The organism is Pseudomonas sp. UBA2684 (genome assembly GCA_002354655.1).
GTDB lineage: Bacteria > Pseudomonadota > Gammaproteobacteria > Pseudomonadales > Pseudomonadaceae > Aquipseudomonas.
The window spans coordinates 158925-174514 of sequence record DELY01000050.1; the positions used below are offsets into that span (position 1 = coordinate 158925).

Sequence of the window (15590 nt, forward strand, 5' to 3'; positions counted from 1 at the left end):
CGCCTACATTTTTCAACGGCCTGTTAACCCACGCGCGGCAGCGCCTGGGCCGCGCCACCCGTTTGCCGCAGACCGACGCACCGGGTTTATTGGCGCGGTTTGGCCCGCGCGGTGGGCTCGGCGATCAGCGGGTCGTCCGGCCAATAATGCTTGGGGTAGCGCCCCTTGAGGTCCTTCTTCACCTCGGCGTAGGTGTTGGCCCAGAAGCTGGCCAGATCCTGGGTCACCTGCACCGGTCGCCGCGCCGGCGACAGCAGGTGCAACTTGACCACCTGCCGGCCGCCGGCGATACGGGGCGTCTCGGCCAAGCCGAACAACTCTTGCAGGCGCACCGCCAATACCGGTGGCTGCTCGCTGTAATCCAGGCCGATGCGTGAGCCCGAGGGTACGCCGAGCGCCTTCGGCGCCCACTCATCCAGGCGCTGCGGCAAAGGCCAGGGCAACAAGCCGTGAAGAATCCCCGGCAACTGCAGATTGGCGAAGTGACTGAGGCGGTTGACCTTGTCCAGATACGGCGTCAACCAGTCTTCCAGGCTGTCGCGCAACGCCTGATCGGACACATCCGGCCACTCGCTGCTGCCCGTCTGGGCCAGATCGAGGCCGCGCAACAAGGCCACCCGCGCCTGCCACTGGCGCAGCTCCGGCGTCCAGGGCAGCAGCTCCAGGCCTTTGCGCCGCACCAGAGCGACCAAGGCCTGCGCCCGCGCATCCGCATCCAGGCCCGGCAAGGCTTCGCGGGCCAGCACCAGCTCGCCGACCTTGCGCTGACGCTCGGCGCGCAGCACGCCTTCGCGCTCGTCCCAGTCGAGTATCTGCTGAGCGCTGACCTGCTCGGCCAGGACACCATCGAACAACGCCGGCTCCAACTCCGCCGCCAGGTAAATGCGCTCCTCGCGCTGCCCCTGACGACTGCCGAGGTCGGCGACCACCAACCAGGGGTATTTCATCAACCCATCGGCCTCGCCGAACTGTGCCGCGCGGCCATTGGCCAGGCGGTATTCGGCGCCGCCGGCACGGCGTTGTTGGGCGACGCGATCCGGGTAGGCGAAGGCCAGCAGGGCGCCGAGCCAGCGCGAATGCTCGGGATCGGCGACTGGCGAGGCAACCGGTAGCCGCTTGAGGTAGCCGTGAAACTGCCGAGCCAACTGCCGCACGCGCTGCACAGCGCTTTGGTCGGCATTCCGATGGCCGGCATTCCGGTGCTCGCCACGTGCGACCTTGTTCTCCCCCGAGAGCAGAGCCAGGCGGCTGTGCAGGTCCGCCCCCGCGCCGCGCCGGATGTCGCGCTCGCCGAGCAGCGCCGCCAGGTCGCAGGCCAGCGCGGCCAAGCCCAGCGCCTGCCCGCGCAGCAGCAGGTGGGCGATGCGCGGGTGTGCCGGCAACTCGGCCATCGCCTGGCCATGGCGCGTCAGCGTGCCGTGCCCGTCGAGCGCGCCGAGACGCGTCAGCAAATCCTGGGCCTGGGCGTAGGCCGCAGCCGGCGGCGAATCGAGCCAAACCAGTTCGCCAGGCTGCACACCCCAGCGCGCCAGCTGCAAGGCCAGGCCGGCAAGGTCGGCCTGAAGGATTTCCGCCGCCGAGTAGGCCGCCAATTGTTCATGCTGCGCCTGCGACCACAGGCGGTAGCAGGCGCCTGGCTGCAAGCGCCCGGCACGGCCGGCGCGCTGGGTCGCCGCAGCACGGGAAATACGCTGGGTATCCAGACGGGTCATGCCGCTGCCGGGGTCGAAACGCGGCACGCGCGCCAGGCCGGCATCCACCACCACACGTACCCCGTCGATGGTCAGGCTGGTCTCGGCGATATTGGTCGCCAACACCACTTTGCGCAGGCCCGCCGGGGCCGGCTCGATGGCGGCACGCTGGGCACTGAGGTCCAGTTCGCCATGCAGCGGGCAGAGCAGGATATCGCGGCGCCCGCTCAGGGCTTCACTCAGCTGTTCATTGACCCGACGAATCTCCGCCTGCCCCGGTAGAAACACCAGCACGCTGCCCGGCTCGTCGGCCAGCGCCTGCAAGACCGTTTGCAGCACCCTGGGCTCGAGCCATTCGCCGACCTGGAACGGCGCGCCCCAACGCACCTCCACCGCAAGCATGCGCCCCTCGCTGCGCAACACAGGCGCATCGCCGAGCAAACCGGCCAGGCGCTCGCCTTCCAGGGTCGCCGACATCAACAGGACTTTCAGCGCCGGCTCGTCGCTATCAGGCGCGCGGAACATGGCGCGGCCGTTAAGGGTCAGCGCCAGGGCTAGATCGGCATCCAGACTGCGCTCGTGAAATTCGTCGAAAATCACCAGGCCGACGCCTTCCAGCGCCGGGTCCTCCTGCAAGCGGCGGGCGAGAATGCCTTCGGTGACCACCTCGATGCGCGTGCGCGGGCCGACCTTGCTGTCCAGGCGGATGCGGTAGCCGACGGTTTCCCCCACCGCCTCGCCCAGTTCGCTGGCCAAACGCTCGGCGGCGGCACGGGCGGCCAGGCGCCGCGGTTCGAGCATGATGATGCGCTGCCCGGCCAGCCACGGCTCGTCGAGCAATGCCAGGGGCACGCGGGTGGTCTTGCCGGCCCCGGGCGGCGCCTCCAACACGGCCTCATGGCGACTGGCCAGGGCCTCGCGCAACGCAGGCAACAGGGCATCGATAGGCAACGAATTCATGAACCCTCCCAATCAGGCCGGCGATTATAGCGGCGAACTGCCAACCCGCTTTGCTGGTCTTACTGCCGTCGCAACCGGGCATAGCAGTTTTGCCATCCTCGGCTTGCTATAGTTGCGCCACTTATTACCTGGAGGTGCTTGATGCGCACGAAATCCCGCGTTATCGGCGGCGTTCTCGCCGTGACCCTGTTCACCCAACTGGCCGCCTGCGGCACCCTGTTCTACCCGGATCGTCGCGGCCAGATCGAAGGCAAGATCGACCCGGTGGTCGCCGCCCTGAACGCCATCGGCATCCTGTTCTTCGTGATTCCCGGCCTGATCGCCTTCGGTATCGATTTCGCCACCGGCGCCATCTACCTGCCCGGCGGCCAGACCGCCCAGGTCGACCCACAGGAACTGCAGCAGTTGGTGGATGCCGACGGCAACGTCGACCCGGCCAAACTGAAAGCCCTGATCGATGCACAGACCGGCCACAGCCTGCCGCTCGACGACCCGCGCCTGATCCAGCACAGCGGCAGCGCCGAACAACTGGCCGCCTACGGCCTGCGTCCGGCGGCGTAACCGATCATGGGCGTTCTGCCCCAGCACGCGCGGCTGATGCGCCTGGCCACGGTCGCCGCACTCGCGGTGGCCTTGGGCCTGGTGCTGGCCAAAGCCGTGGCCTGGTGGCTGAGCGGCTCGATCAGCCTGCTGGCCGGCTTGACCGACTCGTTGCTCGACAGTGCCGCCTCGCTGCTCAACCTGATCGCCGTGCATGTCGCCCTGCGCCCGGCGGACGAGGATCACCGCTATGGCCACGGCAAGGCCGAAGCCCTGGCGGGCCTCGGCCAGTCATTGTTCATTGCGGCCAGCGCCATGCTGGTGGGTGTGCAAGGCGTCAAACGGCTGCTCGAACCGCAGCCCTTGAGCAGTGAAATGCTCGGCATCGCGGTGATGCTGCTGTCGCTGGCACTGACCGTCGCCCTGCTGCTGTTCCAACGCCATGTGGTACGCCTGACCGGCTCCACCGCGATCCATGCCGACTCGCTGCATTACCGCTCGGACCTGCTGCTCAACAGCAGCATCCTCTTGGCCTTGTTGCTGGCGAGCATCGGCTGGCAGCAGATGGATGCCCTGTTCGCCATCGGCATCGCCTTCTACATCCTCTGGAGCGCCATCAGCATCGCCCGCGAGGCGGTCGCCGTGCTGATGGATCAGGAGCTCTCGCCGGCAATCAGCGCGCAAATGCACGCCTTGGCCTGTGGCGTACCCGGCGTGCTCGGTGCCCACGACCTGCGCACGCGGATTTCCGGCACCCGTTGGTTCGTCCAACTGCACCTGGAGTTGCCCGGCGAACTCAGCCTGTCCCAGGCCCATGCGCTGTGCGTGGCCGTGGAAGAGGCGATCTGCCGTGAGTTCCCACGGGCCGAGGTGCTGGTGCATGCCGACCCGCCGGAAGTGCTGAAGCCCTAGCCAGCGCGCTGGCAGAGGGTCGCGGCGGCATCCAGCGGCGTATGCAACGCCGACTCAGGCCCCGAACTCGGTGGCATGGCTTGAATCAACGGCGACAGACCGAGCAGCAGCAACACGCCAATCTCCGCCCAGACAAAACGCTTTTTCATCGACTCGCTCTCCTACCGATTAACCAGATTCCTAGCCTGGCCCAAGGCCAGTAAACCCGGGGTCAAGCCTGGGTAAAGCCTGAGTAAAGTGGGCAATGCCCTTCACTTGCGCCGCTGCAGCAGCATGGGTTGCGTACTCGGCACATGCCGATGCCGGCCGCCGGAGAGGCCCAGGCGATGACTAGAGCAGTTGCTGATCCTCGCCTGGTGGCTGCTGCGCCTGGCCGGCCTGGGATAGCGCGCAAGAAAAAAGGGAGACCTGGCGGCCTCCCCTCGGGAAAATGTCCTGTGCTGGCGATGCTGTCGCCGCTTTCCTCGCCCGCCTGGTTGGGCAGTGCGGACCCGGGTGCCGTGACGGTCCGGTGGGACCGGCGGCGCCGGCGCACCTGATTGGGCGAGCCGGGTGGACGTGTCGTCCGGGCCGTGAAACTGAGGTAAAGCTTACGCCCGGCACTCCGGCAGAAGATTGCGAAAATTGCTAACAAACCGACCACTTGCGCAATTTTTTACTTATGCAGCACTATTAGGCGCAAGCCAAATAGAAAAGCAGCGTAGATATGAACAAACTTGATCGCTACGACCTGAATATCCTCGCCGAATTGCAGCGTGATGCCACCCTGTCCAATCAGGACCTCGCCGAACGCATCGGCCTGTCGCCGTCGCCTTGCTCGCGGCGGGTCAAACAGCTGCAAGACGACGGTTATATCCTCGGCCAGGTGGCCCTGCTCGATCGCAAAAAGCTCGGCCTGAGCCTCACCGCCTACGTGCTGATCGGCATGGATCGACACACCCCGGAGCGCTTCGAGCACTTTCAGGAGGTGATTCGTAAATGCCCGGAAGTGTTGGAATGCAGCCTGGTCACCGGTATGGATGCGGACTACCAGTTGAAGGTGGTGGTGCCGGACATGGACCATTACCAGAAGCTGCTGCTCGGCACCCTGACGCGCATCGACGGCGTCTCCAGCGTGCGCTCCAGCTTCGTTCTGCAACAGGTACTGTCCAGCACCCAGCTGCCGTTGCAGCACCTGCGCAGTTAAGCGTGCTTACCGACGGTCGCTGACAACGCCAGGCGCTGGCGTATAATCCGCGGCGTTTCGCTGTGCCCCCGCGTGGCCCGTCATAAGCGCTTGTTCGCGCACACAACAACAATCGCCTCGCCTGCCACCCGCCAGGGTTCCCCCTGACGGCACAGCCTGCTGTCAGCCAATTGAGGTCGCGATGGATCCGAAAGTATTCGAAGAGTTGATGATGACCGCGCTGGTCGGCGGTCTGGTGCTGTTCATGGCCTTTATCGTTTGGGACTTGGCGAAGAAGTCCAAGGCCGGGCGCTTCGGCAGCATGATCCTGTTCCTCGCGCTGGGCCTGGGCGTGCTCGGGTTTATCATCAAAACCCTGGTCATCGCCGGGCTGGAAGGCGTGTAACCACTCCTCTACAAGACGCGCTTCGAGCTCTTTCCACTCGCCCGGCTGCAAACCGTCCAGGCTCCAGGGGCCGATGCGCACGCGCACCAGGCGCAGGGTCGGCAGCTTCGTAGGATGGGTTGAGCTGGCGATCCCCATCACGCTTCACGCCCCGCATGGGTATCGCTACGCTCAACCCATCCTACAAACGCGCCTCGAGCTCTTTCCATTCGCCAGGCTGCAAACCGTCCAGGCTCCAAGGGCCGATGCGCACGCGCACCAGACGCAGGGTCGGCAGGCCCACGGCGGCAGTCATCCGGCGCACCTGACGGTTGCGCCCCTCACGAATCACCAGTTCCAGCCAGGCCGTCGGGATGCTTTTGCGAAAGCGCACCGGCGGGTTGCGCGTCCATAGCTGCGGTTCATCCAGTAACCGTGCTTCGGCCGGCAGGGTTGCGCCGTCATTCAATTGCACGCCGTCACGCAGCTGCTGCAACTGCGCCTCGCTCGGTTCGCCTTCCACCTGCACCCAATAGGTTTTCGCCAGCTTGTGCTTGGGGTCGGCGATACGCGCCTGCAAGCCGCCGTCGTTGGTCAGCAGCAACAGGCCTTCGCTGTCACGGTCCAAGCGCCCGGCCGGATAGACGCCAGGGACACTGACAAAATCCTTAAGAGTGGCGCGACCTTGCTCATCATTGAACTGAGTCAGCACATCGAACGGCTTGTTCAGCACCAGCAAACGCGGCTCGGCGGGTGGTGCCTTGGCCACGCGACGCACGGCAGGTTTGCCGCTGTGCGGACGAGAGGACGCAGGGCGAGGTGGGCGCGACATAGGTGATCCAGAAACAGATTGCGAGGCGGCCAGTGTAACCGAGGCCACCGTGCAACCATCAGCCGGGCTTATGCAGGCGCATTACGCCGGCAGACCCGGCTATGCTGGCTGAGTCCTGTTCTCCGCACCGAGGCTTATTGTTATGAGTTCGTCCGAATCCATCGTCGACACCTTTACCGGCTGGGCCGCCAAAGCCCCCGGCGCGCCCCTCGAACCGCACAGTTATGATCCCGGCCCGCTGGGTGCCGAGGAAGTGGAAGTGGCCGTGGAATACTGCGGCATCTGCCATTCCGACCAGTCGATGATCGACAACGAATGGGGCAATGCGCGCTATCCCTTTATCCCCGGCCATGAAGTGGTCGGCACCGTGGTGCGCCTCGGCGCGCAGGCGCGCGGCCTCAAGCTTGGTCAACGGGTCGGCATCGGCTGGTACAAGGGCAGCTGCATGCATTGCAGCTCGTGCATGGAAGGTTCGCACCAACTCTGCGGCACGGTAAAACCGACCATTGTCGGCAGCAACGGCGGTTTCGCCGACCGCCTGCGCAGCCACTGGGCCTGGGCCGTGCCGCTGCCGGATGGCCTCGACCCGGCTCTGGTCGGCCCATTGTTCTGCGCCGGCTCCACGGTGTTCAGCCCGCTGCTGGATTTTGATGTAAAACCCACCGACAAGGTCGGCGTGGTCGGCATCGGCGGCCTCGGTCACTTGGCGCTGGGCTTTCTCAATGCCTGGGGCTGCGAAGTCACTGCCTTCACCTCGTCCTTGAGCAAACAGGAAGAAGCCAAGCGTTTGGGCGCGCACAAGGTGGTGGCCTCCACCGACAGCGCGGCGCTGAAAGCCATAGCCGGCAGCCTGGATTTCCTGCTGGTCACCGCCAGCGCCGACCTCGACTGGAACGCCATGATCGGCACCCTGCGCGGCAAGGGCCGGCTGCACTTTGTCGGCATCGTACCCAGCGCGATCCCGGTGCATGTATTCAACCTGATTCCGAAGCAGAAGAGCCTATCTGGCTCGCCTGTCGGCTCACCGGCGAATATGGCGACCATGCTGGAATTCTGCGCCCGCCATCAGATTCTGCCGCAGGTCGAGCACTTCCCCATGAGCAAGGTCAACGAGGCCATCGACCACCTGCGCGCCGGCAAGGCGCGTTACCGAGTGGTGCTGGACGCCAAGGCCTAACCCGAAGGCGGGCAAGGATGCCCGCCCCATCCTCAGGCATCAAAGCAGCGGCATGTTCTTGGTCACGCAGTGGATACCGCCACCGCCAGCGGCGATCGGGTCGATATTCACCTGCACCACCGCACGCCCCGGATACAGCTTGGTCAGCAGATCCTTGGCGAACTTGTCGGCGGTGGTGTCGCCAAACTGCGGCACGATCACCGCGCCATTGATCGGCAGGTAGTTGATATAGCCGGGGGCGAAATCCGGGTTGTTCTGGGTGTAGACGTTGCTGCGCTTCTTTAGGGGAGGCGGCAGGGTGTGCACCACCAGCTTGCTGCCATCGGCATCGGTGGCGTTCTTGAGGATCTCGAGGTGGGTGCGGGTCACCGCGTAGTCGTAGGACTTGGGGTCGTTGTCGAGGTTGGCGATCACCACGCCCTTGGAGGCGAAGCGCGCGTAGAAGTCGACGTGGGCATCGGTGATGTCCTTGCCCTTGATCCCTGGCAGCCAGATGATCTTGCGCAGGCCGAGGTTGGCCTTCAGCTCGGCCTCGATCTGCGCCTTGCTCATACCCGGGTTGCGGTTGCTGTTGACCCAGCAGCTCTCGGTCATGATCGCCGTGCCGTGGCCATCCACCTCGATGCCACCACCCTCGCCGGTGAGCATGCTGGCGATATAGGTGGCATAGGTTTCGTAGCTCAGGCTATCGGCCACCTGGGTGTCGTTGCTCGCCGTCTGCTTGTTGCCCCAACCGTTGAAGTTGAAGTCGACCAGGCCACGACCGCCCTGGCCGTCGACCACGAAGCAACCGCCGTAATCGCGTACCCAGATGTCATCCAGCGGCATAGTCAGAAACTTGATATTGGTGGTGCCGCACTTGCTCTTGGCCAGCGCCAGCTGGTTGGCACGGCACAGCACGGTCACCGGCTGGTACTTGGCGATGGTCTTGGCCAACAGCGCGATGCAGTTGTTCACCGGCGTCGCCCAGTCCTCCCAGACCGTCGTCGAAGCGGCGAACGCCAGGAAGATCCGTTCCTGCAGCTCGTTCTCGTCCGGCATATACCAGCTGTTGGCCAGGGCGGCACGCACCCGCGGTGCATTCAACCCCAGCCCGGTACTGGCCAGCGCCCCCAGCCCGGCTAACAATGAAAACTGCTTGATAAAGTCACGACGAGTCGACATGCGCTATTCCTCTTTTTATGGCTTATCCCGGAGCACGCCCGCTGGCGCCCCCATTGTTTATGGCTATGTCCCAATTACGTGTTGCACGCAGCTTTTGTAGGGTGGGTTAGTGGCGCAGAGGCGGGCTGGCAAAGACACTGCGCAATGGGTGCGCCACGTAACCCACCAAGCGGTGATCGGCCTGCCTCATCTGGTGGGTTACGGCGCAACTGACTACGTATCAGCCGATAGCCCGTGGTCATGCGCCTAACCCACCCTACGAACTGCTGGAGGCAGGCAGGCGAGAGGCCTAGAGATCGGTCTTGAAGGTGCTCCAGGTACGCATGCGCGCACGCATGTCGCGCTGCGGAATGTCCTTGCCGGGAATCAGCCGTGCGTAGGTGGCTTCATCGGCATAGATATCCGGGTTGTTGCGCATGTCGTCCGCGACCATTGGCCGGGCCTTGGCGCTGGAGGTGGGATAACCGGTGGCGTTGCTGATGGCCGCCATGTTCTCCGGACGCATGATGAAATTGATCAGCGCGTAGGCATATTCAGGATGCTGGGCATCGGCCGGAATGGCCATGGTGTCCATCCAGATGGTGCTGCCCTGCACCGGGATGCGGTAACCGAAGGTCCGCCCCGCTTTCGCCTCATCCGCCGTGCGCTGGGCCTGGGTCATGTCGCCGCTGTAACCGAGCGACAGGCAGATCTCGCCATTGACCAGCTGCGTGACCGGTTGCGACTGGAACTTGCGCACGTAAGGCTTGATGCTTTTCAGCAGCGCCAACGCCTCGGCCAGGTCTTCCGCCTTGCCGCTGCGCGGCTCACGCCCCAGGTAGTTGAGCACCACGGCCAGCACTTCGTCCGGCGAGTCGATCATCGAGATGCCGCAGTCGGCAAACTTGGCGGCCAGCTCCGGCTTGAACAGCAGGTCCAGGCTATTGACCGGTGCCTGCAGCATGCGCTGCTCGATCATCTGCGTGTTGTAGGTCAGGCCGATCGAACCCCAGGTGTAGGGCACGGTGGCATGCCGCGAGTAGGGGTACTTGGTCTGCAGGTTGCGCAGGCCCGGCTCGATGTCATCCAGGTGCTCGAGCTTGCTGGTGTCCAGCTTCTGCAGCGCGCCGGCACGCATCAGCCGTTCGGCCACGGTGTCGCCGGGGAAGATCAGGTCATAGCCGCTGCGCCCGGCCATCATCTTGGCCTCCAGCGTTTCGCTGCCTTCCATGACGTCGTAGATCACCCGAATGCCGGTTTCCTTGGTGAAGTTGCTCAGGGTATCCGGGGCGAAATAGTCGGCCCAATTGTACAGGCGCAGGGTCTTTTCCTCGGCCTGGCCCCAGGCCTGGGCACAGCTCAGGGCGAGGCTCAGCGAGCCGATCAGTAAGGCTTTACCAGGTTTCATGGTCAGACTCCTTGGTGATTCCAGCGCACGTGGGTTTGCCGTCCGTCCAGCCCCAGCAACGGGCCGTACATTTCCGGGCGACGATCACGGTAGATGCCCCACGTCTGGCGCTCTTCGCCCATGGCGGCCAGATCCAGTTCGCGCACCAGCACACCGCTGCTGTCGCGATCGGCCTCGGCGAGCAACTTGCCCTTGTGGTCGGTGATAAAGGACGAACCGTAGAAGCTCATCGCCAGCGCTGGATCGCCGGTTGCCACTTCATGACCGACGCGGTTGGCGGCGATCACCGGCATGATGTTGGCGGCGGCATGGCCACGCTGGGTCAGTTGCCAATGGTCACGGGAATCCAGCACCGCAGCGCCCGGTTCGGAGCCGATGGCGGTCGGGAACAGCAGCACCTCGGCACCTTGCAGGGCCAGGCAGCGCGCCGTTTCGGGGAACCACTGGTCCCAGCAGATGCCGACGCCGATACGCCCGAAGGCGGTGTCCCAGATGCGGAAACCGGTGTCGCCGGGGCTGAAGTATTCCTTCTCCTGATAGCCGATGGCGTTGGGAATGTGGGTCTTGCGGTACACCCCAAGCAAGCTGCCATCGGCATCGGCCACGCTCAGCGAGTTGAAGTAGGCGTTGCCAGCCTTCTCGAACCAGGAGAGCGGCAGCACCACGCCCAGCTCCTTGGCCAGCGCAGCGAAGCGCTTGAGCACGCGACTCTGGCCGTACTCCTCAGCCAGCGCCAGGTGCTTGTGGTCCTGTTCGATGCAGAAGTACGGGGTGGCGAACAGCTCCTGCAGGAGGATCAGTTGGGCACCCTTGGCGGCAGCCTCGCGCACCAGGCGCTCGGCCTGGTCGAGGTTCTGTTCAAGGTCCCAGCTGCAGGCGAACTGGGTGGTGGCGACGATCAGCTTGCTCATAACCTCACCCCTTCAACGGCCAGGCCGGCTGTTGCTGGGTGATGCAGTGCACCCCGCCGCCGCCATGGGCCAGCTGATTGATCTGCACCGGTACCACTTCACGGCCCGGGAAGGCCATGCGCAGGGTCGCCGCCGCTTCCTCATCGGCGGCAATGCCGTAGGCCGGCATGATGATCGCGCCGTTGCAGATGTAGAAGTTGGTGTAGGAGGCGCAGAACACCTCGGCTTCAGTATCCACCGCATCGGTGGCCTCGAACAGTTCGAGCAGCTCGAACTTGCGCCCGCGGGCGTCGGTGGCCAACTCGATGGCGCGGCGGTTCTCGCGTACCACCTCGGCATACACCGAACCCTGATCGCGGGTGGCGTCCACCAGCAGCGCGCCGGGCTTGGCAAAGGCACACACGCCATCGATATGGCCGTCGGTCATATCGCCGGTGACGTACTTGGGGTCGCCCGGCAGCCAGATGGTCTTCTTCACGCCGAGCAGGCGGGCGAAGATTTCCTCCATCTCGGCCTTGTTCATGCCGGGGTTGCGGTTGGGGTTGAGCAGCACCGACTCGGTGGTGATCAGCGTGCCGTCGCCATCCACATGGATTGCCCCGCCTTCGTTGCTCAGCGGCGTGCCGAAGCAATCCATGCCCAGGCCATTGAGAATGCGCCGCGCCAGGCTCTCGTCGAGATCATGCTCGGACTTGCCGCCCCAGGCGTTGAAGCGCCAGCTGACCCCGGCCAGACCATGCTGCGGATGGCAGACGAAGCTCGGCCCCGAGTCACGGCACCAGCTGTCGTTGACAGCCAGCTCGATCAGCTCGATGTTGGCCCCGCACAGCGTACGAGCGCGCAGCGCCGCAGACGGATCGACCACCATCTTCACCGGCTCGAAACGGGCAATGGCGTTGGCCACCCGGGCAAAGTCGACCTGTACCTCGGCCAGGGTCACGCCCCAACCGGACTCCCACAGCCCTTGGTTGTGCGGCCAGACCATCCAGGTAGCGGCGTGCGGGACCCATTCGGCGGGCATGAACCAGGTGTTTTCTGCGACTGCGTTATGCTGCATACAAGTGCCTTCAGTTAAGTCTTTGTTATCACTGAAAACCGCGAATGCGGTGATGACTTGCATGCTAGGCCTGTAAAAATGCCGTAACAAACGATAGATTTTGCGCAATTCTGATTAGCAGGACTTATCAATAATGTTGAAACACTGGCCCCCACTAAACGCCCTGCGCGGCTTCGAAGCCGCCGCCCGCCTCGGCAGCTTCCACAGGGCGGCCGAAGAGCTGCACCTCACCCAGTCGGCGATCAGCCAGCAGATCCGCAGCCTGGAAGGTTTCCTCGAACAACCGCTGTTCTTCCGCAACGGCCGTAGCGTCAGCCTGACCGATGCCGGGCATGACCTGCTCAGCACCACCCAGTCGCTGCTGCAGCAACTGGCGGTCGGCATCCGTCGCCTGGAGCAGTACCGCAAGCCCAACCAACTGGTGGTCAACACCACCCCGGCCTTCGCCCGTCACTGGCTGGTGCCGCGCCTGGGCGAGTTCCATCGCCTGCACCCGGAGGTCGACCTGTGGCTGTTCACCACCGACGAAATCCCCGACATGGCCACCCAGACCGTCGACGTGGCCGTGCGTGACGACCTTACCGCGCAGGCCGAATGCAGCTTTCGCGTGTTGCTGGAAGACCGCCTCTATCCGGCCGCCCATCCCAACCTGCTGACGCAACAGCCAGCCGAACGCAGCACCCTGCACGGTGAACGGGAGATGGACTGGAGCCACTGGGCGGTACAGGGCGGACAGGACGTGGGCCAGCAAAGCCGCGGCTTGAATTTTTCCGACCCCGGCCAGCTGCTGGATGCCGCCAGCCAGGGCCTGGGGATTGCCCTGGTCAGCCAGTTGCTGGCTGACCAGGCGCGGCGCAATAGCCTGTTGCAGCCCCTGGTGGAGCAGAGCGTGCGCGGCCCCAACTGGGCCTGGCTGGTGCACCGCGACAGCGAAAGCGACCCGCTGACCCGCAGCTTCTGCAATTGGCTGGAAAGCGCGCTGGGCTGTGGCGCGGTAACCAAATCGTAGACTGAGCTAGCCGCGCAGCGGCGCAACCCAGCGATGAGGGGTCACCTAGACGATGGGTATCGCCAAGCTCAACCCATCCTACGGAGTGACTGGAAACCCACCGGCGTTGTAACGCAACACCCAAACCGCAGGCTGGGCTAGCCGCGCAGCGGCGTAACCCAGCTAGCGGAACGGCGGCTCGTCGAAACTGCGCAGCTTGCGTGAGTGCAGCGAATCGAGCTGGTTGCGCAGCAAGTCGAGGGCGGTGATGCCGATATGCAGGTGCTGGGTCACCGCGCGCTCGTAGAACGCCCCGGCGGCGCCCGGCAACTTGATCTCGCTGTGCAGCGGTTTGTCCGAGACGCACAGCAGCGTGCCGTAGGGCACCCGCAGGCGATAGCCTTGGGCGGCGATGGTGCCGCTTTCCATGTCCACCGCCACCGCGCGCGACAGGTTGATCAGCGGCCGCTCCTGGGCCCAGCGCAGCTCCCAGTTGCGGTCGTCGTAGGTCAGCACGGTGCCGGTGCGCAGGCGTTTCTTCAGCTCGTCGCCCTGCTCGCCGGTGACCTGCTTGGCCGCCTCCTGCAACGCCTGCTGCACTTCGGCCAGGGCCGGCAGCGGAATATTCGGCGGCAGCACCCGATCGAGGATGCCGTCGCGGCGCATATAAGCGTGGGCCAGCACGTAGTCGCCGATGGTCTGCGATTGGCGCAGGCCGCCGCAGTGGCCAATCATCAGCCAGCAATGCGGGCGCAGCACGGCCAGGTGGTCGGTGATGTTCTTCGCGTTGGACGGACCGACACCGATGTTCACCAGGGTGATGCCGTCGCCGTCGGCAGCCCCTTGCAGGTGATAGGCCGGCATCTGGTAACGGTGCCAGACCACCGTCTCGATGATCGCCTGCATCTCGCCTTCGGCCATGCCGCGCTCGATCACCACGTTGCCCGGTAGCACCATGCGCACAAAACGCGAATCGCCGACCAGCATGTCCAGGCCGTGGCGGATAAATTGGTCGACGTAGCGGTGGTAGTTGGTCAGCAGAATCCACGGCTGCACATGCCGCCAGTCGCTGCCGGTGTAATGCACCAGGCGGCGCAGGGAGAAATCCACTCTTGCTGCGTCGAACAGCGCCAGCGGCAGCGGGTCGGTGTTTTCCCAGTCATACAGGCCATCGGCGGTGCCATCGGTGGCGGCGGACAGGTCGGTACTGGGGAACACCCGCGCCAGTTCGGCGGCGGTCACCCCGGAGCCGGCCAGCTCATCGCCCTGCTCGACCACATAGGGATAGGGAATGTTCTGCTGGCTGATACCCACTTCCACATGCACGGTGAAGTCATGCATCAGCGGCTGCAACTGCTCCAGCAAGTACTTACGGAAGGCCGCGGGATGGGTCACGGTAACGCTATAGGTCCCCGGCACCTGCACCTTGGCATAAGCGCGCACGGTGGTCGGCGCTTCGCCCTGGCACAGGTAGGTCAGGCGCAACTCGGGGTAGCGGAACTGGCACTGCTCGGCGGCATCCGGCTTGATGCGCTCCTTGAGATAGCGCTTGAGCGCCTGGCTGAGGGCGCTGGTGGCTTGCTGGTGCAGAGCGGCCAGACGATCCACCGCCTCCTCTGCACTGTGGGCGACGACGAAGTCTTCGGAACAAGGGCTCACGGCGGGCATTCCTGGCTGAACAGACAGGCTCTATCTTGCCTGTATCAGCGCGGCTTGGCATAGCGCTTCGCGACAAGCCAACGCAACTCCCTCGCCCACTCGGGCCCCCATGCCGACATTTATTATTAGTCACTTCATCCGCCGCTGGCGCGGGGAAGACAGCTCGGCCTTACCCTGACTGGACTGCACCTGCGGTTCATCCCCGCTGGCGCGGGGAACACCGCCGGAGATCCCGGCTGAACTGCGCGATGAGCGGTTCATCCCCGCTGGCGCGGGGAACACATATGGTTGGCCTCCTCCCAACCATTGATGAACGGTTCATCCCCGCTGGCGCGGGGAACACCGGCAGCGCCACTGTTTGGTAAACCGTGTTGTCGGTTCATCCCCGCTGGCGCGGGGAACACGAGATCTAGCAAAACCTTCAGGGCGGCCTGCGCGGTTCATCCCCGCTGGCGCGGGGAACACGCCGGCATAAGGGTGTTCGGGCGCTATAGGAGACGGTTCATCCCCGCTGGCGCGGGGAACACAACACCAAGATCGGCAGATATGTCCTGCACCGCGGTTCATCCCCGCTGGCGCGGGGAACACGCGATGAGCACCATCCACAGCCAGGCATAGCTCGGTTCATCCCCGCTGGCGCGGGGAACACCACGACAAGCTGCGCGATCAAGTCGCACGCGACGGTTCATCCCCGCTGGCGCGGGGAACACCCAGTTCTCGCCGCATTGACTCCAGCCAAGGTCGGTTCATCCCCGCTGGCGC

The 15590-nt window shown here is 64.7% G+C and carries 14 protein-coding genes and 1 CRISPR repeat array (1 of these 15 only partly in view); of the genes, 6 read left to right on the forward strand and 8 right to left on the reverse strand.

Going from position 1 to position 15590, the window contains the following annotated elements:
* Positions 1 to 86: 86 nt before the first annotated feature.
* Entirely contained in the window at positions 87 to 2651 is a 2565-nt protein-coding gene (gene hrpB, locus B3M58_RS18410) for an ATP-dependent helicase HrpB (protein WP_296221310.1), read from the reverse strand.
* 141 nt (positions 2652 to 2792) lie between these two features.
* On the opposite strand from hrpB, the gene B3M58_RS18415 reads away from it, so the two are divergent.
* Both B3M58_RS18415 and B3M58_RS18420 read left to right on the forward strand, forming a co-directional pair.
* Positions 2793 to 3212 carry a polyribonucleotide nucleotidyltransferase gene (locus B3M58_RS18415; protein ID WP_296221311.1) on the forward strand — a complete coding sequence of 140 codons (420 nt, stop codon included), beginning with the start codon at positions 2793 to 2795 and terminating at the stop codon, positions 3210 to 3212.
* A 6-nt stretch (positions 3213 to 3218) separates the two neighbouring features.
* Complete coding sequence (locus B3M58_RS18420) at positions 3219 to 4103, forward strand: cation diffusion facilitator family transporter (protein WP_296221312.1); 885 nt, start codon at positions 3219 to 3221, stop codon at positions 4101 to 4103.
* On the opposite strand, the gene B3M58_RS18425 is transcribed toward B3M58_RS18420, so the two are convergent.
* Positions 4100 to 4252 carry a hypothetical protein gene (locus B3M58_RS18425; protein WP_296221313.1) on the reverse strand — a complete coding sequence of 51 codons (153 nt, stop codon included), beginning with the start codon at positions 4250 to 4252 and terminating at the stop codon, positions 4100 to 4102. The two genes, B3M58_RS18420 and B3M58_RS18425, sit on opposite strands and share 4 nt — an antisense overlap.
* A gap of 557 nt (positions 4253 to 4809) precedes the next feature.
* On the opposite strand from B3M58_RS18425, the gene B3M58_RS18430 reads away from it, so the two are divergent.
* A complete protein-coding gene (locus B3M58_RS18430) occupies positions 4810 to 5289 on the forward strand; it encodes an Lrp/AsnC family transcriptional regulator (RefSeq protein ID WP_296221314.1) in 480 nt (159 codons plus the stop codon).
* A gap of 181 nt (positions 5290 to 5470) precedes the next feature.
* Positions 5471 to 5674, forward strand: a complete 204-nt coding sequence (locus B3M58_RS18435; protein ID WP_296221315.1) for a DUF2788 domain-containing protein — start codon at positions 5471 to 5473, stop codon at positions 5672 to 5674.
* A gap of 181 nt (positions 5675 to 5855) precedes the next feature.
* Here B3M58_RS18435 and B3M58_RS18445 read toward each other — a convergent pair whose 3' ends face one another.
* Positions 5856 to 6422, reverse strand: a complete 567-nt coding sequence (locus B3M58_RS18445) for a pseudouridine synthase (protein ID WP_296221693.1) — start codon at positions 6420 to 6422, stop codon at positions 5856 to 5858.
* Positions 6423 to 6627: 205 nt separating this feature from the next.
* Between B3M58_RS18445 and ahr the strand changes: the two genes are divergently transcribed.
* Positions 6628 to 7662, forward strand: a complete 1035-nt coding sequence (gene ahr, locus B3M58_RS18450; RefSeq protein ID WP_296221316.1) for an NADPH-dependent aldehyde reductase Ahr — start codon at positions 6628 to 6630, stop codon at positions 7660 to 7662.
* Between the two features lie 39 nt (positions 7663 to 7701).
* Here ahr and B3M58_RS18455 read toward each other — a convergent pair whose 3' ends face one another.
* The 4 genes from B3M58_RS18455 to B3M58_RS18470 all read right to left on the reverse strand — a co-directional run bounded on the left by B3M58_RS18455 (position 7702) and on the right by B3M58_RS18470 (position 12181).
* The gene (locus tag B3M58_RS18455; protein ID WP_296221318.1) at positions 7702 to 8826 is read right to left on the reverse strand and encodes an agmatine deiminase family protein; all 1125 of its coding nucleotides are present in this window, start codon (positions 8824 to 8826) and stop codon (positions 7702 to 7704) included.
* Between the two features lie 289 nt (positions 8827 to 9115).
* On the reverse strand, positions 9116 to 10213 hold the full coding sequence (locus B3M58_RS18460) for an extracellular solute-binding protein (RefSeq protein ID WP_296221319.1): 1098 nt from the start codon (positions 10211 to 10213) through the stop codon (positions 9116 to 9118).
* A 2-nt stretch (positions 10214 to 10215) separates the two neighbouring features.
* Complete coding sequence (aguB, locus tag B3M58_RS18465) at positions 10216 to 11124, reverse strand: N-carbamoylputrescine amidase (RefSeq protein ID WP_296221321.1); 909 nt, start codon at positions 11122 to 11124, stop codon at positions 10216 to 10218.
* Positions 11125 to 11128: 4 nt separating this feature from the next.
* Positions 11129 to 12181: an agmatine deiminase family protein gene (locus B3M58_RS18470; RefSeq protein ID WP_296221324.1), complete on the reverse strand. Its 1053-nt coding sequence runs from the start codon at positions 12179 to 12181 to the stop codon at positions 11129 to 11131.
* Between the two features lie 133 nt (positions 12182 to 12314).
* Here B3M58_RS18470 and B3M58_RS18475 point away from each other — a divergent pair, with 133 nt between their 5' ends.
* Positions 12315 to 13190 (forward strand): LysR substrate-binding domain-containing protein, encoded by an 876-nt coding sequence (locus B3M58_RS18475; RefSeq protein WP_296221326.1) that lies wholly within the window; start codon positions 12315 to 12317, stop codon positions 13188 to 13190.
* Between the two features lie 162 nt (positions 13191 to 13352).
* Here B3M58_RS18475 and amn read toward each other — a convergent pair whose 3' ends face one another.
* On the reverse strand, positions 13353 to 14828 hold the full coding sequence (amn, locus tag B3M58_RS18480) for an AMP nucleosidase (protein WP_414704108.1): 1476 nt from the start codon (positions 14826 to 14828) through the stop codon (positions 13353 to 13355).
* A 192-nt stretch (positions 14829 to 15020) separates the two neighbouring features.
* A CRISPR array of direct repeats spans positions 15021 to 15590; the repeat unit is 29 nt; unit sequence CGGTTCATCCCCGCTGGCGCGGGGAACAC (it continues 131 nt past the right edge of the window).